The 21,770-nt window shown below is 74.0% G+C and carries 16 protein-coding genes, 1 tRNA gene and 1 riboswitch; of the genes, 14 read left to right on the forward strand and 3 right to left on the reverse strand.

Annotation, left to right across the window (positions count from 1 at the left end):
* Nucleotides 1-322 precede the first annotated feature (322 nt).
* From FRAEUI1C_RS14545 to der, 11 genes are all read left to right on the forward strand, one after another.
* Nucleotides 323-1,810, forward strand: coding sequence for a VMAP-C domain-containing protein (locus FRAEUI1C_RS14545; protein ID WP_157734939.1), 1,488 nt, complete (start codon nt 323-325; stop codon nt 1,808-1,810).
* Nucleotides 1,807-2,862, forward strand: a complete 1,056-nt coding sequence (locus FRAEUI1C_RS14550) for an AAA family ATPase (RefSeq protein WP_013424068.1) — start codon at nt 1,807-1,809, stop codon at nt 2,860-2,862. Before FRAEUI1C_RS14545 ends, FRAEUI1C_RS14550 begins: the two co-directional genes overlap by 4 nt.
* Complete coding sequence (gene fxsT, locus FRAEUI1C_RS14555) at nt 2,859-7,022, forward strand: FxSxx-COOH system tetratricopeptide repeat protein (protein WP_013424069.1); 4,164 nt, start codon at nt 2,859-2,861, stop codon at nt 7,020-7,022. Before FRAEUI1C_RS14550 ends, fxsT begins: the two co-directional genes overlap by 4 nt.
* A 107-nt stretch (nt 7,023-7,129) precedes the next feature.
* The gene (locus FRAEUI1C_RS14560; protein WP_157734940.1) at nt 7,130-7,831 is read left to right on the forward strand and encodes an effector-associated domain EAD1-containing protein; all 702 of its coding nucleotides are present in this window, start codon (nt 7,130-7,132) and stop codon (nt 7,829-7,831) included.
* Nucleotides 7,832-7,888: 57 nt separating this feature from the next.
* The gene (locus tag FRAEUI1C_RS14565) at nt 7,889-9,019 is read left to right on the forward strand and encodes a segregation and condensation protein A (RefSeq protein WP_013424071.1); all 1,131 of its coding nucleotides are present in this window, start codon (nt 7,889-7,891) and stop codon (nt 9,017-9,019) included.
* Nucleotides 9,016-9,774 (forward strand): SMC-Scp complex subunit ScpB, encoded by a 759-nt coding sequence (gene scpB, locus FRAEUI1C_RS14570; protein WP_013424072.1) that lies wholly within the window; start codon nt 9,016-9,018, stop codon nt 9,772-9,774. The genes FRAEUI1C_RS14565 and scpB overlap by 4 nt, the downstream gene beginning before the upstream one ends.
* A gap of 273 nt (nt 9,775-10,047) precedes the next feature.
* Nucleotides 10,048-10,770 carry a pseudouridine synthase gene (locus FRAEUI1C_RS14575; protein ID WP_049807180.1) on the forward strand — a complete coding sequence of 241 codons (723 nt, stop codon included), beginning with the start codon at nt 10,048-10,050 and terminating at the stop codon, nt 10,768-10,770.
* A 155-nt stretch (nt 10,771-10,925) separates the two neighbouring features.
* Nucleotides 10,926-12,026 (forward strand): prephenate dehydrogenase, encoded by a 1,101-nt coding sequence (locus FRAEUI1C_RS14580; protein WP_013424074.1) that lies wholly within the window; start codon nt 10,926-10,928, stop codon nt 12,024-12,026.
* A 176-nt stretch (nt 12,027-12,202) separates the two neighbouring features.
* Nucleotides 12,203-12,961, forward strand: a complete 759-nt coding sequence (gene cmk, locus FRAEUI1C_RS14585) for a (d)CMP kinase (protein WP_013424075.1) — start codon at nt 12,203-12,205, stop codon at nt 12,959-12,961.
* Nucleotides 12,958-13,791, forward strand: a complete 834-nt coding sequence (locus tag FRAEUI1C_RS14590; RefSeq protein ID WP_013424076.1) for a lysophospholipid acyltransferase family protein — start codon at nt 12,958-12,960, stop codon at nt 13,789-13,791. Before cmk ends, FRAEUI1C_RS14590 begins: the two co-directional genes overlap by 4 nt.
* Nucleotides 13,792-13,971: 180 nt before the next feature.
* On the forward strand, nt 13,972-15,384 hold the full coding sequence (der, locus tag FRAEUI1C_RS14595) for a ribosome biogenesis GTPase Der (protein ID WP_071587947.1): 1,413 nt from the start codon (nt 13,972-13,974) through the stop codon (nt 15,382-15,384).
* A 214-nt stretch (nt 15,385-15,598) separates the two neighbouring features.
* Here der and FRAEUI1C_RS14600 read toward each other — a convergent pair whose 3' ends face one another.
* The 3 genes from FRAEUI1C_RS14600 to FRAEUI1C_RS14610 all read right to left on the reverse strand — a co-directional run bounded on the left by FRAEUI1C_RS14600 (nt 15,599) and on the right by FRAEUI1C_RS14610 (nt 17,339).
* On the reverse strand, nt 15,599-16,210 hold the full coding sequence (locus tag FRAEUI1C_RS14600) for a 3'-5' exonuclease family protein (protein WP_013424078.1): 612 nt from the start codon (nt 16,208-16,210) through the stop codon (nt 15,599-15,601).
* A 146-nt stretch (nt 16,211-16,356) separates the two neighbouring features.
* Nucleotides 16,357-16,430 (reverse strand) — tRNA-Pro (locus tag FRAEUI1C_RS14605).
* A 426-nt stretch (nt 16,431-16,856) separates the two neighbouring features.
* The gene (locus FRAEUI1C_RS14610) at nt 16,857-17,339 is read right to left on the reverse strand and encodes a hypothetical protein (RefSeq protein ID WP_013424079.1); all 483 of its coding nucleotides are present in this window, start codon (nt 17,337-17,339) and stop codon (nt 16,857-16,859) included.
* A gap of 813 nt (nt 17,340-18,152) precedes the next feature.
* Here FRAEUI1C_RS14610 and FRAEUI1C_RS14620 point away from each other — a divergent pair.
* From FRAEUI1C_RS14620 to clsA, 3 genes are all read left to right on the forward strand, one after another.
* On the forward strand, nt 18,153-19,016 hold the full coding sequence (locus tag FRAEUI1C_RS14620) for a class F sortase (RefSeq protein ID WP_232425429.1): 864 nt from the start codon (nt 18,153-18,155) through the stop codon (nt 19,014-19,016).
* A gap of 436 nt (nt 19,017-19,452) precedes the next feature.
* Nucleotides 19,453-19,629, forward strand: a riboswitch (cyclic di-AMP (ydaO/yuaA leader).
* Nucleotides 19,630-19,647: 18 nt separating this feature from the next.
* Nucleotides 19,648-20,694 carry a C40 family peptidase gene (locus tag FRAEUI1C_RS14625; RefSeq protein ID WP_013424081.1) on the forward strand — a complete coding sequence of 349 codons (1,047 nt, stop codon included), beginning with the start codon at nt 19,648-19,650 and terminating at the stop codon, nt 20,692-20,694.
* A 374-nt stretch (nt 20,695-21,068) separates the two neighbouring features.
* Nucleotides 21,069-21,764, forward strand: coding sequence for a cardiolipin synthase ClsA (gene clsA / locus FRAEUI1C_RS14630; protein WP_013424082.1), 696 nt, complete (start codon nt 21,069-21,071; stop codon nt 21,762-21,764).
* Nucleotides 21,765-21,770: the final 6 nt, after the last annotated feature.

The following is a 21,770-nucleotide window of genomic DNA, read 5'->3' on the forward strand; positions in this document are numbered from 1 at the left end:
CGGTCCCGGTCCTGGCGGGCCGTCGGCCCCGTCGAGGCGTCCTTCCTGAGCCGGCGAATCCGGCCCGCGCGTGCCGCGTCGGCGGAGGGCTGCCGCCAGCCCGTCCTTCAACATCCGTGGCCGGGTCGTCACGCTATCGTGGGTTGTGCCACCGGCCATACCTCCCGGCGGCATTCCGGGACGGGGCCGGGACGGGTGAGCGTGTGCACGGCAGACGGGCGACGCCGGGCGGCCGGCGCATGAGGGACGCGTCGCGGTCCTGGACGCCCAACAGCCACCCGGCCCAGGCCGGGCCGACGCGACTCGCGCGCTGGACGGTGCGTTGACCGGACCAGACGCGGTCGTCGAACGCCGCAGGGCACCCCTCGAGCGAGCCGTCGTGGACCTGCTGAGCGGCTGTCTCGTGCTGCGCTCGGAGCAGAGCCGCCACCTGCTGCTCGACCGGCTCTCCCAGCTGTCCGCCGTCCAGTTCACGCTGCCCGGCTTCACGACCGACCGGCAGTGGTTCCTCGGGCTGGTCACGACGTGCGGGAAGTCCGCCGAGGGCCTGGCCCAGCTGCCCTGGGCCGCGCGTGACCTGGGCGTACCCGAGGCGGCCTTCGACGCGCTGTGCCGGCTGGTCGACGGGTGGGAGGCCTGCGCCGTCCTGGCCGACCTGCCCGACGAGCTGCTGGGGCGCCTGGGCGACGAGCTCGCCCGCCTTCCCGCGGGCGAGGCCGGCCACGCGTATCGGCAGGCGGCCGGTGACCTGCCCGTCAGCCCGCCGCCGCACTGCGACTCGGCCTGGGCGGTGCTGCTGCACCTGACCCGGATGAACTCCGCCGTCGGCGGGCTGCCGCCCTATCTGCCCTTCGTGGACGCCCTGGGAGACCGGCTGCGCCCCGACACCGCACGGCAGGTCGAGCGCTGGATCCGGCGGCGCGCGGACGCCGACGGGCTGGCCGGCGAGCTGGACGCGGCCCGCGGGCGGCGCACCCTCCCGGCCGGCGCGGTCCGCCTGATCGTCCAGCTGGAGCGCAACCGGCTCGACGACGACCGGCTCGAGCTGACCTGGTGGCGCCAGTGGCCCGGCATCGAGGGGTTCGAGCCGTGCGGCACCCGCCTCGTGCCCCGTGACGAGCGTGAGCTGGAGCGGGTGACCGAGGACCTGGTCCTGGACCTGGAGGACCTGCTCGCCGACGGGGAGAACACCGTCGAGCTGGAGTTCATCCTCCCGCTGGAGCTGCTGCACCTGCCGGTCGACCAGTGGCGCAAGGAGATCGACTCGGCGCTGCCGCGCTCGATCGGCCTCCAGTACCCGGTCGTGCTGCGCAGCCTGGAACGGCAGCGGACCCGGCCCTGGCACCGGGTGTGGCGGCTGCGCTGGCGGCAGCTGACCGACGGCCTCGCCGACACCGTCCACTGCGACCCCGTCCTCGACGCGCCCGACCTCGACCAGCTCCAGGCGAAGATCCTCACCGAGGAGAGCCTGGTGGCGCTGGTGCTGAGCGGCCCGCCGCAGGGCGGCCCGGCCGCGCTGGAGCTCCGGCTCGCGCTGAGCTGCGGTCTGCCGGTGGTCGCCTGGCACCGCGCCGAGCAGACCCGCGACGAGGTGGCCGACGCGCTGCGGGCCTTCCTGACGGCCGCCGACGGGGTCGGCCTGACCGACCTGCGCGACCGGCTGCGCCGACTGCGTGTGCAGGCGCACCTGGCGCCGGCGGACTGGCCGGACCTCGGCCGCAACCTTGCCGTGATCTGGGACGACCCGGAGCGGCAGCCGGAGCAGGGGCCGTGGATAGCCGCCCCGGTGGAACGGAGACGCGCGCGATGACCGAACGGCCCACGCCACCCGACGAGCCGCGGCGACCGTCCTGGTGGATCTTCCGGGGGACCGGGCGACCGATGCCGCCGGACGAGCGGGACCGGCGCTGGCCCCCGCCGCCACCGTGGCGGACCTTCGACGGCGGGCCCGACCTGCCGCCGCCGCCCAGCGACGGGCAGGAGGCCCAGCGCCGCCTCGGCTCCGGCGCGACCAAGCAGCTGACCACCGAGCACCTCAGCGTCATCAACGCGGCGCTCCATCTGCGCCGGCCACTGCTGGTCACCGGTGGCCCCGGCTCGGGGAAGTCCACCCTCGCCTACCTGATCGCCCGGGAGCTCGGGCTCGGCCGGGTGCTGCGCTGGCCGATCACGAGCCGCACCACCATGCGCTCCGGCCTCTACGAGTACGACGCGATCGGCCGGGCCCAGGCCGTCGTGGAGTCGGGTGCCGGCGCCGCCGCGGACCGGTCCGTGCCGCCGATCGGTGACTTCGTCCACCTGGGCCCGCTCGGGACGGCGCTGCTGCCGAGAGCCCATCCGCGCGTGCTGCTGGTCGACGAGCTCGACAAGAGCGACTACGACCTCCCGAACGACCTGCTGACCATCCTGGAGGACGGCGAGTTCGACCTGCCCGAACTCGTCCGCGTCCGCAACCACGAGCCCGAGACGATGGTCTACACGGCCGACCGGGGCGACATGGCACCCATCCGCGACGGCATCGTCCGGGTGCACGAGTTCCCGATCATCGTGGTGACCAGCAACGGCGAGCGGGAGTTCCCGGCGGCGTTCCTGCGCCGGTGCGTGCGCCTCGACGTCCCCGAACCGGACACGGACGCGCTCGTGGACCTGGTCGCCGCGCACTTCCCCGAGGGGGACGGCCAGCATCGGCGCATCGTGGAGCAGTTCGTCGCCCGACGCCAACAGGGGATGCTCGCCGCCGACCAGCTTCTCAACGCCGCCCATCTGCTGACCTCGGGGGCCCTGGACGGCGGCGGTCAGGACCAGGCCGACCTGCTGGCCACGATCTGGCGCCGGCTGGATCCGACGGCGAACCTGGGATGACTCCCGCCGGGGTCCCCGCACGCGGGCAGCCGGTCGACCCGCGCGACCTCGCGGACGCACTGTGGCTCGCCGCGGTCGCCGCAGACCTGCCGCCTCCCGCGCCGCGGGCCGCGCGCGGGGACGACGAGACCGAGCGGTCCGGCCCGGATCCGGCCAGCTCCCGCCTTACCGGCCGGCCTGGGCGGGAGGCCGACCGGGCCAGTCCGCGCGACGGCTCGCCGGGGTCGCCCGCCGGGTCCGCGCCGGCCGTGGACGAGCGGGCCGGCGACCAGTCTTCGGAGAGCTCCACGCGTGACCGAGGCACCTCGACGCGCCCACGCTCCGCCGGCTGGGCCAGCGCGCGCCGGCGGCGCGGCGGCTGGAGCGAGCCGGCGCCCCCGACGCTGGAATCGCTGGTGACCCAGTGGCGCGAGGTCCACCAGGCGCTGAACGTGGCGCGCCAGTGGGTGCCCTCGTCCCGGGACGTCGTCCTGGATGACGAGGCGACCGCGCGTCACCTCGCCGACGGGCACTGGCGCCCGGTCTACCGGCCGGTGCCCGAGCGGCGGTGGTCACTGACCCTCGTCGTCGACGACAACTGGACCATGTCCGTGTGGCAGAGCCTGGTACCTCGCCTGGTCGCCATGCTGGAACGGCTTGGCGTCTTCGAGGACGTGCGGCTGTGCTTCCTGGACACCGACGTCGACGATGCCCGCGACCTGCGCCTGCGCGGCAGCAGGCGGGCGCCGAACGGGTTCTCGCCATCCCGGCTGCTCGAACCGCCGGGCCGGCGGGTCATCTGGGTGCTCACCGACGGGATGGGCACGGCCTGGCGCCGGGGGCTGGCGGGGCGCGCGGTGTGGACCTGGGCGCGGCGCCTCCCGGTCGCGCTGCTCGGCGCCGTGCCACGGTCGACGCTGCGCTACACCGGCCTGGAGGAGAACCAGGGCCTGCGACCCGTGACCGACGGCCAGGCCATCGCGGTACCGCTCCTGGAGCCGCATCCGACGTCGCTCGCCCGCTGGGCCGCGCGGCTGACCCAGGACGGCGCGGGCGGGGGAGAGCTGCCCACCGTCCTGGTCTCGCCGGCGCCGCCCGAGCCGGGCCCGCCCACGGGCGACGGCGGCGACCCGGCCCGGGGCCCGGCGCTGCCCCGCCGCCAGGTCGACGCCTTCCGCTCCGCCGCGAGCCCCGTGGCGTTCGACCTGGCGACCCACCTGGCGGCGGCCCCGATCACCCGCTCGACGCTGCGGCCGCTGCTCCGCATGGTGGAGGGGCCGCCGGGGCGCACCACCGCGGCCCTGAGCGAGCTGTTCGCGCACGGGCTGCTGTACCCGGTCGCCGGCTCGTCGGCGGACGAGACGGACATCGCCTACGAGTTCGCCCCGGGCCTGCGGGAGCGCCTGCTGCCCTACTGCAGCCGCGCCGAGACGGCTCGCGTGCTGCGGACCGTGAGCGCCGACCTGGGCCCGAAGGTCACGGCCGTCCGCCACCTCGCCGCCGCCCTGCTGGACCCGGACGGCGTCCCCATCCCGGCGGTCACCCCCGAGACGGAGGACTTCGTCGCTGTCGAGGCGGTCGCCTTCGCCGCCCTGTCCGGCCCCTACCTGCCCCGCGCCCGCCGCCTCCAGGCCGCGCTCGCCCAGCCGACGCCAGCCCCGATCGGACGCGTGCCCGCGGTCTGGGGACGTGTCCCGCCGCGGAACCCACGGTTCACCGGCAGGGAAGAGCTGCTGGAGGAGGTGCGGGTGAACCTGCGGCAACGAAGCGCGGCGCCAGATGTCCCGGCGGCGATCACCGGCATGGTCGGGGTAGGCAAGACTCAGGTCGCCACCGAGTATACGTACCGGTTCTCGTCCGACTACGACATTGTCTGGTGGATATCGGCTGAGCATTCCACATTGATTGCGGCCTCGCTCATGGATCTTGGTCGAGAATTGAACATGGACGTCGGCACCGAGGCTGACTCGGCGGTGCGGAGGGTCGTCGATGCTCTGCGCGCAGGGCAGCCGTACTCGAGATGGCTGCTGGTGTTCGACAATGCTAACGAGATAGAAATGGTTCGAAACTATTTTCCGACCGGCACTGCGGGCGACATATTGATCGTCGCGCGGAACACGGCTTGGCTGCGCCTTGCCCGTTGCGTCGAGGTCGGCCCTTTCACCCGGTCAGAGAGTATTGAGATGCTCCGGCTCGACGACCGGCTCGACGAGGGAATTGATCTACCGGTGGCGGATGCCGACCGGCTTGCGGCGGCCCTTGGGGACCTACCGCTGGCGGTGGATCAGGCGAGCATCTGGTGCCGTGAGACTGGTATGCCGGTGGGTGAGTACCTACGTCTGTTCGAGGATAGGAACGTCAACCTGGCTGGGAGCCTGCCTGCTTACGATATTTCGATAGATGTGGCATGGAGCCTCGCGCTCGACCGGATCGAGCAGAGTTCGCCGTCCGCCTGCCGGATTGCGCAGCTGGTCGCCTTTCTGGCGCCGTTGCCGATTCGCAGGAAGTTCCTCTTCGACGGCCTCGCCGCGTTGAGCATGCCAGAATTCGACGCGGTGCCACTGAGACCAGTCGAAATGGCCAGGGCGGTAGGGGATCTCAACCGGTACGGTCTGACGCGCGTCGGCCCCGGCGATGACACGATACTGATGCAGACTCTCGTCCAACCGGTCGTCGTCAATCGCATGCCGCCGGGCGAGCGTGACCTTGTGCGTGGCGCCGCACGGGCACTGCTGGCGGTCGGCGACCCGGGCACGCCGGACGACCCCGCCGCCTGGCCTCTCTACGCGGAGCTGTACCCACACCTTCTCGCCACCGACGCGGCGGACAGCGGGGACCCGCGCGTGCGCGAGACGCTCGTGAACGAGGTCATCTACCTCTTCCGGTGGGGTGACCACGAGCGCAGCCTGGAGCTCGCGACGCAGGTCCACGAGACCTGGGAACAGACCATCGGCGAGGAGGCGCCCGAGATGGTGCGTCTCGCAGGCTGGCTTGGCCGGCTTCATCACGCGAACGGCCACTACGACGAGGCCGCGCGGATCAACTCCCGCGCGCTGGAGCTGTGCGCGCGGGTCCACGGCGACGCCCACCCCGAGACGCTGCTCGCGATGGGCAACCGGGTCGCGGACCTCGTCGCCGCCGGCGACTTCCACGGCTGTCTGGAGCTCGCCGACGAGCGATCGCGCCGCGCCACCGAGGCCCTTGGCCCGCGGGATCCGGCCACGCTCGTCGCGGCGCATGACGTCGGCGCCGCCCTTCGGCTGGTCGGCCGGTACGACGAGGCCCGGCGCGCCGACCAGGAGACGTGGAGCCTGCGCGCCGCGGTGCTGGGCGAGAACAACCTCGACACCCTGCGTACGGTGCTGGGCCTGACGATCGGCCAGCGGGAGACGGGCGACTACGTGGGCGCCCCGCGCCGCCAGGAACGGATCGTCGAGCGGCTCGTCGAGGCGGTCGGCGGCCGGCGGGACCACATCGACGTCCTGACGGCACAGAACCAGCTCGCCGTGGCCCTGCGCAAGGCGGGCCTGCACGCCGAGGCGCTCCGCGTGGCCAGGGACGTCCGGACGCAGCTTGACCGGCGCTACGGGCGGGACCACCCCCGGACGATCGCCGCGTCGCTGGCGCTGTCGGCGGCGCTGTCCGCCGACCTGCGCAACACCGGGAACCTCTCGGAGGCGCGGGAACTGGCCGAGGAGGCGCTGGGACGCTGCGAGCGGGCCTTCGGCCCGCCGCATCCCCACACCCGCGCCGCCGCGGTCAGCCTGGCGCTCGCCGTCCGGCACTGCGGGGACGTCGCGCGCGCCGTCGAGCTGGACACCGTGTCGCTCGACGTGCTTGCCGATCGGCTTGGCCCTGACCACCCCTACACGCTGGCCGCGGCCGCCAACCTGGCCAGTGACCTGTTCGCGGCCGGGGAGTTCGAACGGGCGCTGGAACGTGACCAGGACACGATCGTCCGATGCCGCCGAACACTGGGCGGCGACCACCCCGAGACGCTGCTGATCACCATCAACCTGGCCCAGGATCTGCGGGCTCTCGATCGCGCCGAGGAGGGTGTCCGCCTGAACGGGGCGACAGTCGAGCGCCTCACCCGCGTCCTCGGTGCCCAGCATCAGGCCGTGAAGAACGCGACGGCGTGGATGCGGTCGGACTTCGACATCGACCCCGAGCAGCTGTAGGCCAGGGTGACCGTGACGAGCCGCGGCGGGGACGGGAGGACGTGATGCCGGTCGGTCCATCGGAGCTGGCGGTACGGCGGTGCCGCGCGCCGGTCGAGCGTCAGATCGTGGATCTTCTCGTGGGCTGCCTGGTGCTGCATGGCCCGCAGAGCCGCTATCTGTTCCTCGGGCGGCTCGCCGGCTGGTCGGGGACCAGCATCGACGTGCCCGACCTGCCGATCGGCCGCCAGTGGCTGCTCGCCCTGGTCGACCTCTACGGGCGGTCGGCGGCCGGGCTGGCGCACCTGCCCGACGCGGCCCGTGACCTGGGCGTCGACGAGGAGACGGCGACCGCGCTGGCCGCGCTCGTCGCGCGCTGGGAGGCCTGCGCGGCGGCCCCGCACCAGCAGGCCCCGCACCAGCAGGCCCCGCACCAGCAGGGCCCACACCAGCAGGCGACGGCTGCCTGGGTCCCCGCCGACCACGCCGCTCGCAGCGGCCCGTGGCCAGCGGCGACCGCCGCCGCGCGTCCGCGAGTCGCGGCCGAGGGACCGCTGACGGAGGAGGAGGTCGCCGCGCTCACGTCGGCGTTCGCGGATCAGACAGCGGCCGGCCAGCTGCTCTCCGACGCCGGTCTGCGCGCCGAGCGGCAGCCGTCCTGGCGGGTGAACACCGCCGAGGAGTTCTGGGTCGAGGTCGCGGCCCTCGTGCGCGACGGAATTCTCCCCGACGGCCGGGCGAGGATCCTCACGGCGGCGGCCAGCCGTCTCCCGGATCATCCGGTCCTGGCCCGTGACCCCGGGGACCGGGCGGCCCGGTCCGCGGACTGATCGCGGCCACCGGCGTGACCTGGCTGCCGCGGAAGTGATCGGCTGTAGCGTGTCGCCATGGCCCTGTCGCGCACCGCCTCGTCCAGGACGGCCGCGCTGCGCGCCGTGCCTGGCGGCGCCGACGCCGAGACCGGCACGGACGATGCCGTGACCGATTCCCCGACCACGCCGGGCCCTGAACCGGCCGAGTCCGAGGCCGGGCCTCCGGACACCCCCGACAGCGGCGAGCGACCGGTTGACGAGGCCGCCATCTCGGCCGGGCCGGCGTCCGGCGGCGCCGGCGCGCTGCCCGCCGACGCCCTGCCGCTGACCGCGCGCAGCGGCCGGTCGGAGGCGTTCCTCGTCGAGCTGGACAACTTCTCCGGCCCGTTCGACCTGCTGCTGTCCCTGATCGCCAAGCACAAGATGGACGTCACCGAGGTGGCGCTGGCCAAGGTGACCGACGAGTTCGTGGCGCACCTGCGCCGGCTCGGCGAGCGGTTCGACCTCGGGCAGGCGACCGAGTTCCTCGTGATCGCCGCGACCCTGCTCGACCTGAAGGCCGCCCGCCTGCTGCCCACCTCCGGCGGCGACGGCGAGGACGAGGACCTCGCGCTGCTGGAGGCCCGCGACCTGCTGTTCGCCCGGCTGCTGCAGTACAAGGCGTACAAGGAAGCCGCGGCGATCTTCCAGACGCTGATGACGTTGGAGTCCCGGTTCACCCCGCGCGGCGTCGCGCTGGAGCCGCGCTACGCCGCCGCGCTGCCCGAGGTGCAGATCACCGTCGGGCCCTCCGAGCTCGCCGCGATGGCGGCCCGGCTGCGCGAGCCGGTGCTGCCCCCGGTCGTCGCGGTCGACCACGTGCACGCCCCGCGGGTCAGCGTCCGGGAGCACATGCTCGTGCTGATCCAGCGGCTGCGGGAGCTGGGCGCGGCATCGTTCCGATCGCTGTGCGTCGGCTGCCGGGAGACCATCGAGGTCGTCGCCCGGTTCCTGGCGCTGCTGGAGCTGTTCCGCGAGGGCCGGATCTCCTTCGAACAGGACACCCCGCTCGGCGAGCTGATCGTGCGCTGGAGCGAGGAGCAGCCGGAGGGCACCGACATCGGCGGCGGCCTCACCCCCGTCGCCGACCTGCCCGCCCGCAGCGACTTCGACGACGACCTGAGTTCTGACGATGACGCGGACGCGGACGAGGAGGCCGGGCGTTGACCGAGGACCCCGCCGGAGAGCACCCCCAGGACATCCCCGCCCCGCGCCTCGCCCCCGAGCCGCCGGAGCCAGCCGAGGCCTCGCAGACCGTTGAGCCCGATGGCCCGGAGGCCATCGCGGAGCGCGTTGAGCCCGAGCCCGAGGCCGTCGTGGGGGATGCCCACGACGCCGAGCCGGAGGCGGAGGCCGAGCCCCTGCCGGAGCCGGAGAACCGTCCGCCGCTGGTGGCGCTTGTCGAGGCCGTGCTGATGGTCGCGGAGAAGCCGGTCGGCGTGGCGGAGCTGGCCACCGGGCTGGCCGCGCACGCGCTCGACGTCGAGCGGGTGCTCGCCGAGCTCGCTGCGCAGTACCGGGCCGACGGCCGTGGCTTCGACCTGCGCCACGTCGGCGGTGGCTGGCGGTTCTACACCGCGGAGGAGTGCGCTCCCTGGGTCGAGCGGTTCGTGCTCGCCGGGCAGATGTCGAAGCTGTCCCAGGCGGCGCTGGAGACCCTGGCCGTCGTCGCGTACCAGCAGCCGGTCAGCCGCGGCCGGATCTCCGCGGTCCGGGGGGTCTCGGCGGATGGCGTGATCCGCACGCTCACCGCCCGAGGCCTGGTCGAGGAGGCCACCACCGACCCGGAGACGGGCGCCATCCTCTACCGCACCACCGACTACTTCCTGGAGCGGCTCGGTCTGCGCGGCCTGGACGAGCTTCCCCCGCTCGCCCCGCTGCTGCCCGGGTTCGACGACATCGAGGACCTCATCGCCCCCTGACACGCGGCGCCGTCCAGGCGGCTCGGCCGGCGCGCGCGACGGGCTCGGGCGCGCGGTCCGTACGCTGGACATGAACATCCCCGGAACGCGGCGACGAGGCCGCGGCGGGGTGGCGGACGTGGCGGAAGTGGTGCGCAGGTGAGCGGGACGGCAGAGCGTGGGCCAGCCGGGCATGACGTTGGCGGGCGCGGCGTCGGCGGGCGTGACGCTCGCGGGCGTGACGGTGGCGGGCGTGACGGTGGCGGGCGCGGCGAGACGGCGAGCCAGGAGGGCATCCGGCTCCAGAAGGTGCTGGCGTCGGCCGGGGTCGGGTCGCGCCGGCACAACGAGGAGCTGATCGACGCCGGCCGCGTGCGGGTCGACGGGAAGGTCGTGCGCGAGCAGGGCCGCCGGGTCGACCCGGAGACCGCCGTCATCGAGGTCGACGGCGAGCGCGTCGTCACCCGGACCGGGCTGGTGCACCTGGCGCTGAACAAGCCGCGCGGGGTCGTGTCGACCATGTCCGACCCGGAGGACCGGCCGACGATCAGCGACCTGCTCACCGAGTTCGGCGCGAGCGCCGGCCTGTTCCACGTCGGCCGGCTCGACGTCGACAGCGAGGGCCTGCTGCTGGTGACGAACAACGGCGACCTGGCCCACCGGCTGACCCACCCGTCCTACCAGGTGCCCAAGACCTACCAGGTCCAGATCAACGGCCCGCTGCGCAAGGAGACGATGCGCAGGCTGCACACCAGGGTCGAGCTCTCCGACGGCCCGGTCCGCGTCGACAGCGCCCGCATCATCGACCAGGTCGGCTCGCAGATCCTGCTGGAGATCGTCCTGCACGAGGGCCGCAACCGGATCGTGCGCCGGATGATGGAGGAGGTCGGCCACCCGGTGGTGCGCCTGCTGCGCACCGAGTTCGGCGCCGTGCACCTGGGCACGCTGCGTTCCGGCCGGGCCCGCCACCTCACCCTGCACGAGGTCGGCGCGCTGCACTCGATGGTCGGCCTCTGAGCCGCCGGCTCGGCCGCCGGGCGGCCTGAGCTCGGGAGCGGGCGGCTGACCGGGTGCCGGTCTCGCTGGCGGGCAGCCGTCCGCGCGGCCGGCGTGGGGAAGGTCGCCTCCGCCAAATCCGGCCACGGGCCGTAACGTGGGCGGACGTGACACCTGTGCCCGTGCCGTCGCCGGACCTGCCCCGCCGGGTCGGCATCGTCGGATCCGGTCTGATCGGCACGAGCATCGGCCTGGCGCTGCGCCGCGCCGGTGTCGAGGTGCTGCTGCGCGACACCGACCCCGAGCAGGTCAAGCTCGCCGAGGCGCTGGGCGCCGGCTCGCTGTGGCAGGGCGAGCGGGTCGAGCACGCCGTCGTAGCGGTGCCGCCGCACGCGGTCGCCGCCGAGCTGCGCGCGCTCCAGCAGGCGGGGATCACCGACTCGGCCAGCGACGTCGCCAGCGTGAAGAGCCGCCCGATCGCCGAGGCCGTCGTCGCCGGCTGCGACCTGACCACCTGGTGCCCCGCGCACCCGATCGCCGGCCGGGAACGCGGCGGCGCGGCCTCGGCGCAGGCCGACCTGTTCGCGGAGCGGACCTGGGTGCTGTGCCCGACCGTCCACACCACCTCGGCCGCCGTCGCGGCGACCGAGGCGCTCGCCCTCGCCTGCGGGGCGTTGCCGGTGCGCACCACCCCCGACCGGCACGACGAGGCGATGGCCGCGCTGTCCCATCTGCCGCAGGTCGTCTCCAGCCTGCTGGCGGCCGCCACCCCGCACCTGCGGCCCGGTGAGCTGGCGCTGGCCGGGCAGGGCTTCCGGGACTCGACCCGGCTCGCGGACTCCGACCCGGCGCTGTGGTCCTCGATCCTGGAGGGCAACCGCGGGCCGGTCGCCGCGCAGGCCCGCCGGGTCGCGGCCGAGCTGGGCGCGCTCGCCGACGCCCTCGACCACGCGTCGGAGGCCTCGGTCGGCAAGGTCGTCACGGACCTCATGGACCGCGGCCGCGCCGGCCGGACCCTGCTGCCGAGCAAGCCCGGCCCGGCCGCGGCCCGGCCCTGGGGCTGGGTCGGCGTCGTCCTCGACGACCGGCCGGGGCAGCTCGCCGCGCTGCTGACGACGATGGGCGACTGGCGGGTCAACCTGGAGGACATCGGGCCCTTCGAGCACAGCCTCCAGGCGCCCGCCGGCGTGATCGAGCTCGCCGTCGCCCCGGACGTCGCCGCCGACCTGGTCGACCGCCTGAACGCCGCCGGCTGGTGCGCCTATCGCCGCTCCTAGGCACCAGGCCCGGCCGGCGGGGCCGGGACGCGCGGAGGGCCGAGCCGGCGGTCGGTGACGAGGTGGGCCGAGTAGCCTGATCCCGGCCGTCCCGCCGGTTCCCGAGGGACGGCCGGACGTCACTATCGGTTCGAGACGAGTGGCAGCGTCTGATGCTGTCCGGACGGAGGACGCGGGTGGAGCACGACCACGGTTCCGGCGAGAAGTCGGGCGGCGGCCGGGGCGGCCCCGGTCTGGTGGTCGCGGTCGACGGGCCTGGTGGCTCCGGGAAGTCCACCGCGGCCAAGGCGATCGCCCGCCGGCTCGGCCTGCGCTACCTCGACACCGGCGCGATGTACCGCGCGGTCACCCAGCTCGCCCTCGAGCAGCGCATCGACATCGAGGACGCGGCGGCGGTCGCCGAGCTCGCCGAGCGGGCCGTGCTGACCTCCGGCACCGACCCGGACGCCCCGACGATCGCGGTCAACCAGGTCCGGGTCGACGCGGAGATCCGGACCCGCGCGGTCACCAACGCGGTCAGCGCCGTCAGCGCCGTGGCCGTGGTCCGCAGCCGGCTCGTCAGCCAGCAGCAGCAGATCATCACCGAGGCCGTCGACACCGCCGGCGGGATCGTCGTCGAGGGCCGCGACATCGGCTCCGTCGTCGCCCCGGACGCCCCGGTCAAGGTCTTCCTGACCGCTTCGACCGAGGTGCGCGCGCTGCGCCGCTCCCGGGAGCTGGGGGAGAAGGGCGTCGACGACGTCGCGAGGACCCTGGCCGAGCTCGGCCGCCGCGACGAGCTGGACAGCACCCGCAAGGTCGACCCGCTCCAGGCGGCCCCCGACGCGATCGTGGTCGACTCCAGCGGCATGACGGTCGACGAGGTCGTCGACGAGGTCCTGCGGCACATCGCCGCGGCCGGTTTCGCGGCGGCCATCCCAGGTTCGGCCCCATGACCGGCCCCGACCCCGAGCCGACGTCGGCTGTCGTCGACCCGGCGCCCGCGCCCGTCGAGGCGGCATCCGCTCCGGTCGAGCCGGCGCCCGCCCCCGTCGAGCCGGCACCCGCTGCCGTCGAGCCGGCTCCCGCGTCGCTGCCGGCGGAGACCACCGCGAAGCAGCCGCTGCACCGCGGCGCGGAGTCGAAGCCGTACAACGACATCCTGCACCGGACGCTCAAGCCGCCGGTGCGGGTGCTGCTCAACCGGCTGGTGATGCGGATCCGGCTGGAGGGCGTCGAGAACATCCCACGCGACGAGCCGCTGATCTTCGCCGGGAACCACTCGAGCTGGCTGGACGGCCCGCTGGTCGTCATCGAGGCGCCGCGCACGGTCCGCTGCCTGACCAAGGTCGAGATGTACAAGGGCGTCCTCGGCTGGCTGCTGCGCCTCGTCGGGCAGATCCCGATCGACCGCGGCAAGGCGGACCGGGTCGCCCTGCACACCGCGCTGGACGAGCTCGGCCGGGGCAAGGCGATCGGCGTGTTCCCCGAGGGCACCCGGGGCAGCGGGGAGATGGCGGCCGTCCAGCACGGCATCGCCTATCTGGCGGTCCACGGTCGCTGCCGGGTGCTGCCGGTCGCGTGCCTGGACACGGGCGACGCGTTGCCGAAGGGCGCCCGCTGGCCGAAGCGGTCGGTCCAGGTCCGGGTCGTGTTCGGCGCGCCGTTCGCCGTCGAGATCCCGGCCAACCCCCGCTCGCGCAAGGCGCTGGCTGCCGTCGCCGAGGACATCCGGGTGCACCTGGCCGACCACCTGGCGACCGCCCGCGCCAGCGAGACCGTCTAAGCCCGACGCCGAGTCCTACGTTCGGTCCCGGCAGCGGCGGGTTCGGTGACCACCCCGTAGGAATCGCCTGTCCCCACCGGGGTCCGCCGCCTGGCGGGGGCCGGTCTGGCGCGCGCGCCCGGATACCCTCGGAAGCACCAGAACCACCCACGCGAGACCTACCAGGAAGTCGGCACCACGGTGAGCCCACGAGACGACGACAGAGCCAGCAAGGACAGCGGTGCCAGCCAGGACAGCCCGGACCCGACGACGGGCACCGTGGCCGGAGGCCAGCCCGTGCTCGCCGTCGTCGGCCGGCCCAACGTCGGCAAGTCGACGCTGGTCAACCGCATCCTCGGCCGCCGCGCCGCGGTCGTGGAGGACGTCCCCGGGGTGACCCGCGACCGGGTCGCCTACGACGCGAACTGGTCAGGACGCCGGTTCACGCTGGTCGACACGGGCGGCTGGGAGCCGGACGCCAGGGGCCTCGCCGGCCGGGTCTCCGCGCAGGCCCAGCGGGCCCTGGCGACCGCCGACGCGGTGCTCTTCGTCGTCGACGCCACCGTCGGCGCGACCGACGCCGACGAGGCCGTCGCCCGGGTGCTGCACCGGTCCGGGCGGCCCGTCGTGCTGGCCGCGAACAAGGTCGACGACCAGCGCCTGGAGTCCGACACGGCGGCGCTGTGGGGCCTCGGGCTCGGTGAGCCCTACCCGGTGTCGGCGCTGCACGGCCGGGGCAGCGGTGACCTGCTCGACGCGGTGCTCGCCGCGCTGCCGGAGGCCCCGCCGGAGCGTTTCGACGAGGAGGACGGCCCACGCCGGGTCGCCCTGGTCGGCCGGCCGAACGTCGGCAAGTCGTCGATGCTCAACCGGCTCGCCGGCGAGGAGCGGGCACTCGTCCACGACGTCGCCGGGACCACCCGCGACCCGGTCGACGAGCTGGTCACCGTCGGCGGCGAGCAGTGGCTGTTCATCGACACGGCCGGCCTGCGCCGCCGGGTCGGCCAGTCCAGCGGCGCCGAGTACTACTCGTCGCTGCGCACCGCCGCCGCGATCGAGGCGGCCGAGGTCGCGATCGTGCTGCTCGACGCGGGGGAGACCCTGACCGAGCAGGACCAGCGGGTCGTCCAGATGGTCGTCGACGCGGGCCGGGCCCTGGTGCTGGCGTTCAACAAGTGGGACCTGCTCGACGAGGACCGCCGGCTCACCCTGGAGAAGGAGATCTCCCGCGACCTCGCCCGGGTGGCCTGGGCGCCGCGGGTGAACGTCTCCGCGCTGACCGGCCGGGCCACCGACCGGCTCGCCCCCGCGCTGCACACCTCGCTGGACAGCTGGGGCACCCGGATTCCGACCGGCCGGCTCAACCAGTGGCTCGGCGAGGTCGTCGCCGCGACCCCGCCGCCCCCGCGCGGCGGCAAGATTCCCAAGGTCCTGTTCGCCACCCAGGCGGGCGTGCGCCCGCCCCGTTTCGTCGTCTTCGCCACCGCCTTCCTGGAGCCCGGCTACCGCCGCTTCCTGGAGCGCCGCCTGCGGGAGGACTTCGGCTTCGTCGGCACCCCGCTGGAGATCTCCATCCGCGTCCGCGAGCGCGAGGACCGCAGAGGCCGCCACTAGCGATCGCCGCCGGGCGCCGGGCGCCGCCGGTCCGACACCCGCCCTGGCACCGCCCGGCGTCAGCGTCCGGCGTTCCCGTGATCGCCGTTTCGGCCCTCCGACGGTCGTAACCAGGCCTGTTTCGCGACCACCCGAGGGCGAAGACGGCGATCAAGGCGACGAACAGCCGTTGATCGCCAGGGCGGTCGCGGCCGCCGTCGGGCGGCGCCTGGCGTCAGGGGCCGGCGGGACGGGGCTGATTGGTGAGGGCGACCAGGAGGTTGGCGTAGCCGAGCGCGTCGTCGAGGGCGCGGTGGGTGTGCGGTACGTCGCCGTACCAGCTCGACGGGAGGGTCGCGCCGCCCACCGACGCGACGGGGAGCCCGGTGACGGCGGCGGCGTAGCTGCGCAGGCACAGGCCGGGGCCGGTGAACAGCCAGTCAGTCTCATAGGGCCCGTGGATCAGGCCGTACCTGGTGAAGCGGCGCAGGTAGTAGTCGAGCCAGCAGCCGTCGAACGCCAGCGGGGACGCGGCGAACATCCGCCGGGCCGGCAGCGCCTGGACCCAGGCGACGTACTCGGCCATCACGGCGGGGACGGGCCGCTGGCCGGTCGTCGCCGCCGCCCACGCTTCCGGCTGCGCCTGGAACCAGGCGAGCGTGTGCGGGTTCGGCGCGGCGCCCGGAAGCTGCTCCAGCACGGCCTCGAACTGGCCGTGCCGCGTGCCGTCGACCGACACGGCCACCGAAGCGAACGACCGCATCGAGTTGGGACCGGGCCAGGGACCGTCCGTCTCGATGTCGGTCACGACATACACCCAGTCATCGGGCGCGCGGTCACCGGCCATGAGGGGATCCTGCCGGACCGCGCCCCGGCCGGAGGCCACTTGTCCAAGCCGCCGACGCGGGCGCTGGCTGGCCGCTCGACGGCGGTCACGAACGTGAAAGGCCGCTGACCAGGCTAATGCCTTGATCAGCGGCCTCTTGCTGCCCGTCGGGACGACAGGATTTGAACCTGCGACCCCCAGACCCCCAGTCTGGTGCGCTACCAAGCTGCGCCACGTCCCGGAACGAGCCCCTGTGATCGGGACCGCCCTGCGTTGCTCCGGCCGGCGAGGTCCTTCGACCACCCGGGCCAGCCCGCTGGTCACCCGGCGGGATCGCCGTCCCCTGGCTCTACAGGAACGCTGTGGGCTTGCCCTGTAGGCCCCGGCGACGATGTCACCTTACCTGATCTGGGGGGTGTGGTGATGACTGGGGTACGGCGGCAGTGGGCGCCACGAGCGGAGTCGCGGCACCCACTGCCGCCGGCCGCCGCGGGCCCGGATGGGGCCCGCGGCTGACCGACAGCCGTGGGGCTGGGCCCGGGGTCCCCGCAGATCCGCCGCGCGGATCTGCGGGGAGGCGCCAGGCCAGACCGGCCCGGGGCGGGTGAGCCGCCTCGGCGCCGGTGGCCGGACCTCGATGCGGGGTCCGACCGGTCAGGCCCACGGGTCAGTTGGCGCCTTGCTGACGACGACGGCTGGCGACACCGACGGTCAGCAGGACCGCACCGAGGCCGGCACCGGCCAGCGGGAGGGCGGTGCTGGGGTCGGACATGCCGCCGCCACCCGCCGCGACGCCACCGCCGGCGCCACCGCCGCCGACACCCACACCGACGACACCGACGCCCACGCCGCCGACGACGCAGTTGTCCTTGTTCTTGTCGTTCAGGATCCCGTTCGGGAAGAGGCCGCCGTCCTTGCCGTCCTTCCCGTCCTTGCCGTCCTTGTTGCAGTTGTTCTTGTCGTTCAGGATCCCGTTCGGGAACAGGCCGCCGTCGTCCTTGCCGTTCTTGTCGTCGAGAATTCCGTTGCCCGACTTGTCGCCGGACGCCGTGTCAGCGTGCGCGGCGCCGACGCCGACGCCGAACGTGAGAACCATGCCGGCGACGCCGGACAGTCCCACCAGGGCGGCACTCCGTCCCAGTCCCTTCATCAGGTCCCCTCTCCCAGAGTTAGTGACTGCGTGATTGCTGCGAGCGACAACATAGCCACTCGACGGCGGAATCCAGCGCAGCCCGCGACGGCCTCGGACCTGCGGTGACGGCGCGGGCGGGCACACGCCCCGGTCAGCCGCTGCTGGTGGCAAATGCCCGTGCCGGCGGGATGTCCGCCCGTTCTCTGTGCTTCGGCGGCGGCCGTTTTCCGGACTCCTTCTCCGTATTTCCGGAAACCAGGACCACGGAGTTGGCCCGGTACGCCGCCCGTGGGCTCGGTGACCGTTTTTCCCGGCCCGTCCAAACCGCGCCCGGATACGGCGGCGACAGGCCGGGAAACGGCGTCGGCGGCCGTAGCATCCGGGCGTCGGGGGCAGGGGGAGGGAGCGGTTTTCGTGGGCCTGGAACCGAGGCGACGCGATCCGGCGCGCGGTGAGCGTCGCGGGCCGGCGGGAACGGACCGGGCCCGGCGGCAGCCGCCGCGGGCCAGGCCCGCCGCCCGCGGACCCGCGCCGGTCCGGCCCGCGGCCGCCAGGCGATCGCTCGCCGTGGCCGCGAGGGCCGGCCTGTCAGGCCTCGCGACCGCCGCCGCCGGCTTGCGCGGGACGGCCGCGGCGTGGCGCGCCAGCCGGAAGGCCGGGACCGAGGGCCGACACGTGGCGGGAGCCGGTGGGCGCGGGCGGCTGGGTGGGTGGATTGGTGGCCGGCTGGGTGGGTGGATTGGTGGCCGGCTGGGCGGGTGGATCGGTGGCCGGCTGGGCGGGCGACTGGGTGGCCTGTCGCGCCTGTCGTGGCCGCTGGCGCTGGTCGGTGTGGCGCTCGTGGTGGCCAGTGGATTCCAGCTCGCGGCGCCGATGATCCGGTCTGCCGAGGCGCCATCCGGCCGGGCTCTGCCGCCGCCGGCACCCGTGCCGACGAGCCCGTCCGGTCCGCCGTCGGCCACCCCCAGCGCGCTGCCCCCGCCGCCGGTGGTGACCGACCCGGTCCGGCTGAGGATCCCGGCGATCGCGCTGGACGCACCGGTCATCGGCCTGGGCCTGGACCCGCAGGGCGCGATCGACGTGCCGACCCAGTGGGGCGATGTCGGCTGGTACAAGCCGGGCGTCGCCCCGGGGGCGGTCGGCCCGGCGGTCCTCGTCGGCCACTACGACTCGAAGACGGGGCCGGCGGTCTTCTACCGGCTCGGCTCGGTGCTGCCCGGCGACCAGTTGGTCGTGGTCGGCGCGTCCGGGGCGAGCGTCACCTTCGTCGTGGACCGCCTGCAGGAGGTCTCGAAGGCGACGTTCCCGACGCAGGAGGTCTACGGACCGGTCACCCGGCCCGAGATCCGGGTCATCACCTGCGACGGCGCCTTCGACGAGCACACCCACCACTACGTCGACAACCTGGTGGTCTACGGCCACGCCATCAGCGTGCCGGCCTCGGTGGCGCCGGCGCCCGCCGCCGCGGCACCGTCCGCCGCCGTGGCCGCCCCCCGGCCGGCGGCCGCGACCGCCGCCGTGCGCACGGGCGCCCCGGCGGCCGGGTCGCCAGCGGCACCGCCGGTCGCCGTGCCACCGGTCGCCCTGTCGCCCGCCACGCCGTCGCCCTCCACCCCGCGCGCGGCGCCGCCTGCCGCGGCCGTCGTGTCCGGCGCGCCTCCGACGCCGCGGCTCACGGTGACGCCGAGCCAATAACCGCGCGAACCGCGCGCCGTTCGGGGCATGTGACGGGCGTCGCAATCCGGGTCCGGAGCATCTACGGCCGAGTAGCTTGCCGCCGGTTTCGTTGTTGGGACTTTGGGCCCTAAAAATGATCGGGACTAAAGTCCTCACAACCTTGTGCCCATCGTCCTAGGGCGCTGTGAGTCAACTCTTCTGGAACACAACGGGAAGCCAAGCGGACGGTGTCGGCGGCTTCCGGGCGCCCGCTGGCGGTGCGGCCCGGGACCGGCTACAGCGCTGCGGGGAACGTCAGGGGAACTAGTCAGACACCTGCAGGTAACCCCCGGAAAGTGTCCGACTGTTGTGTTTACGGTGGTTGGAGTACCCCCGTGGACATCCACTAAGGTCGTCAATGCAACATTCTTCACCTAAGGCACCAATGCGTCGGGCTGAAACGCCGAGTCCTGCCCCCGGTCTGACGCTCCCTCCGACATGCCGGGGCAGGAGCGGGGGACCCATGGTTCCGCCGGGCAAGGCCGGTTGACCGGCCGAGCCCTTGGGGTGAAGTCGCCGTCCCGAGGCGACCGGGCTACGTGAACCCAGCCCGAACCCGACAGCTGACCTCGCAGGCGTCAGGGAAGGACGAGCGTTGTCCCGTCGTGGCATGGCCTGGCTCCCGGATGACTGGGACGAGCTGGTCCGCGGCCGGCATCGCACGGGGGGCGCTCCTGAGGAGGCCCGTCGGCGGTCCGGTCCAGGATCTCGTCGGGCAGGCACCATCGCCGCCTTCACGACCGGAACGCTCGCCGTCTCCACCGCCGCCTTCGCCGCGACGGTCCCGTCGGCTCCCGAGCAGCCGACCACGATCGACCCGAGTTCCCAGAGCCAGAGCACGCCCTTCGCGTCGAACGCGCTGGCGGCCGCGCTGGGTGGTGGCGACACCGTCATCCCGACCAGCCACGGCTCCAGCGGCCTCGCCGGCGCTCTCGCCAACTCTGACCCGGCCTTCACCAACCTGACGCTGTCCGCGGACAAGACCACGGTCGCGCCGAACTCGCCGGTCGTCCTCACGGTCAAGGCCACCGAGGCGATGAGCGGCGCGCCGCTGGCGAACGAGCAGGTCCAGATCGTCGTGGTCGACGGGCCGAAGTGGCAGACCACCGCCGCGCTGACCACCGACGGCAACGGCACCGCGAGCATCTCCGCCCGGCTGCTGTCCACCACCACGATCACGGCGGTGTTCGACGGCGGCAGCACGCTGCGCCCCTCGGTCGCCGGCGCCACGACGATCACGATCTCGTCCGGCCGGGCCGCGAGCAGCTACCTGAACAACGCGATCCCCAGCGTCATCCCGGGCAGCACGATCGGGGAGAAGGCCGTCTACCTGGCCTCCCTGCAGAAGGGCAAGCCGTACGTCTACGGCGCCACCGGCCCGTACTCGTTCGACTGCTCCGGCCTGGTCCAGTACGTCTTCCGCCAGCTCGGCCGCAGCCTGCCGCGCACCGCCGAGGCCCAGTACGAGGCCTCGGTGCACGTCGCCCAGTCGGCCAAGCAGCCCGGCGACCTGATCTTCTTCGGCACCCCCGGCAGCATCTACCACGTCGGCATCTACGCGGGGAACGGCTACATGTGGGCCGCCCCGGAGACCGGCGGCGTCGTGTCGCTGCGCCCGATCTACAGCTCGACCTACCACGTCGGGCGGATCATGTAACCAGGCGGGCATCGCCCGCCCGGGCCCGCGCCAGGCGGCCAGGCCCGTCGTCCTCCGCGCAGGACCGCTCCTGGCCGCGAGTCTCGACCGGCTCCGACCGCATTGTCGCGCGCACCCTGCCCCAGGTGGCGACAAACGGCTCCACAGGGCCAGTTTGAAACCCGGCTGCGTGGTCCGCGGCGGCCTGGCGGCATTCACCCCAGTGGTCATCGGCTAGCGTCATGCCGAGGCGAGAGACGCGCCGTCCTTGCCCGCCCGTGCCGATGCGCCCGCGCACCGACGCGGGCAGGACATTTTCGCGTCTCCTTCTGCCCGTAGTGTTTCGGGGACACAGCTGTTTCGGGGACAGAGCACTGACGAGTGAGGAGATGGGCATGACGAGCGCCCCCGTCCCGTCAGGCGACGGGCCCGGTGGCGCGTCCGCGCCGCCGGGCGGCCGGTCCCCGGGCGGACAGCCGGTGGCGTCCGACCGGATCCTCACGATCCCGAACCTGCTGTCCACGCTGCGGCTGGTCGGGGTGCCGGTCTTCCTGTGGGTGGCGCTCGGCCCGCGGGCCGACTGGGTGGCGCTGGGCATCCTCATGTTCGCCGGCGTCAGCGACTACCTGGACGGCCGGCTCGCCCGCGCGCTGAACCAGACCAGCCGGCTCGGCGCGCTGCTCGACCCGCTGGCCGACCGGCTCTACATCCTCGCCACGATCGTCGCGCTGACCGTCCGGGGCAACATCCCCTGGTGGCTCACCGCGATCATCATCGGCCGCGACGTCTTCCTCACCCTGCTGCTCGTCCCGATGCGCCGGCTGGGCCTCGGCACCGCGCTGCCGGTCCACTACCTGGGCAAGGCCGCCACCTTCAACCTGCTGTACGCGTTCCCGCTGCTGCTGCTCGCGGACGGCCACGGCTGGCTGTCGACCGTGGCCCGCCCGCTCGGCTGGGCGTTCGCGATCTGGGGCACCGCGATGTACTGGTGGGCCGGCCTGCTCTACGCCTTCCAGGTCGCCGGCATCGCCCGGGACCGGCACCGCGGCGCCAGCGGAGGCCGGCCGGCCCCGGCGGGAGGGTCGCCGTGAGAGCGG

Origin of the sequence: Pseudofrankia inefficax (genome assembly GCF_000166135.1) — a bacterium.
Lineage (GTDB): Bacteria > Actinomycetota > Actinomycetes > Frankiales > Frankiaceae > Pseudofrankia > Pseudofrankia inefficax.

What these genes read in the sequence shown, in the direction of transcription:
- FRAEUI1C_RS14550 (WP_013424068.1), top strand. Translation starts at nt 1,807, where the DNA reads ATGACCGAACGGCCCACGCCACCCGACGAGCCGCGGCGACCGTCCTGG.
- fxsT (WP_013424069.1), top strand. Translation starts at nt 2,859, where the DNA reads ATGACTCCCGCCGGGGTCCCCGCACGCGGGCAGCCGGTCGACCCGCGC.
- FRAEUI1C_RS14565 (WP_013424071.1), top strand. Translation starts at nt 7,889, where the DNA reads ATGGCCCTGTCGCGCACCGCCTCGTCCAGGACGGCCGCGCTGCGCGCC.
- FRAEUI1C_RS14590 (WP_013424076.1), top strand. Translation starts at nt 12,958, where the DNA reads ATGACCGGCCCCGACCCCGAGCCGACGTCGGCTGTCGTCGACCCGGCG.
- FRAEUI1C_RS14600 (WP_013424078.1), bottom strand. Translation starts at nt 16,210, where the DNA reads ATGGCCGGTGACCGCGCGCCCGATGACTGGGTGTATGTCGTGACCGAC.
- FRAEUI1C_RS14610 (WP_013424079.1), bottom strand. Translation starts at nt 17,339, where the DNA reads ATGAAGGGACTGGGACGGAGTGCCGCCCTGGTGGGACTGTCCGGCGTC.
- FRAEUI1C_RS14625 (WP_013424081.1), top strand. Translation starts at nt 19,648, where the DNA reads ATGGCCTGGCTCCCGGATGACTGGGACGAGCTGGTCCGCGGCCGGCAT.
- clsA (WP_013424082.1), top strand. Translation starts at nt 21,069, where the DNA reads ATGACGAGCGCCCCCGTCCCGTCAGGCGACGGGCCCGGTGGCGCGTCC.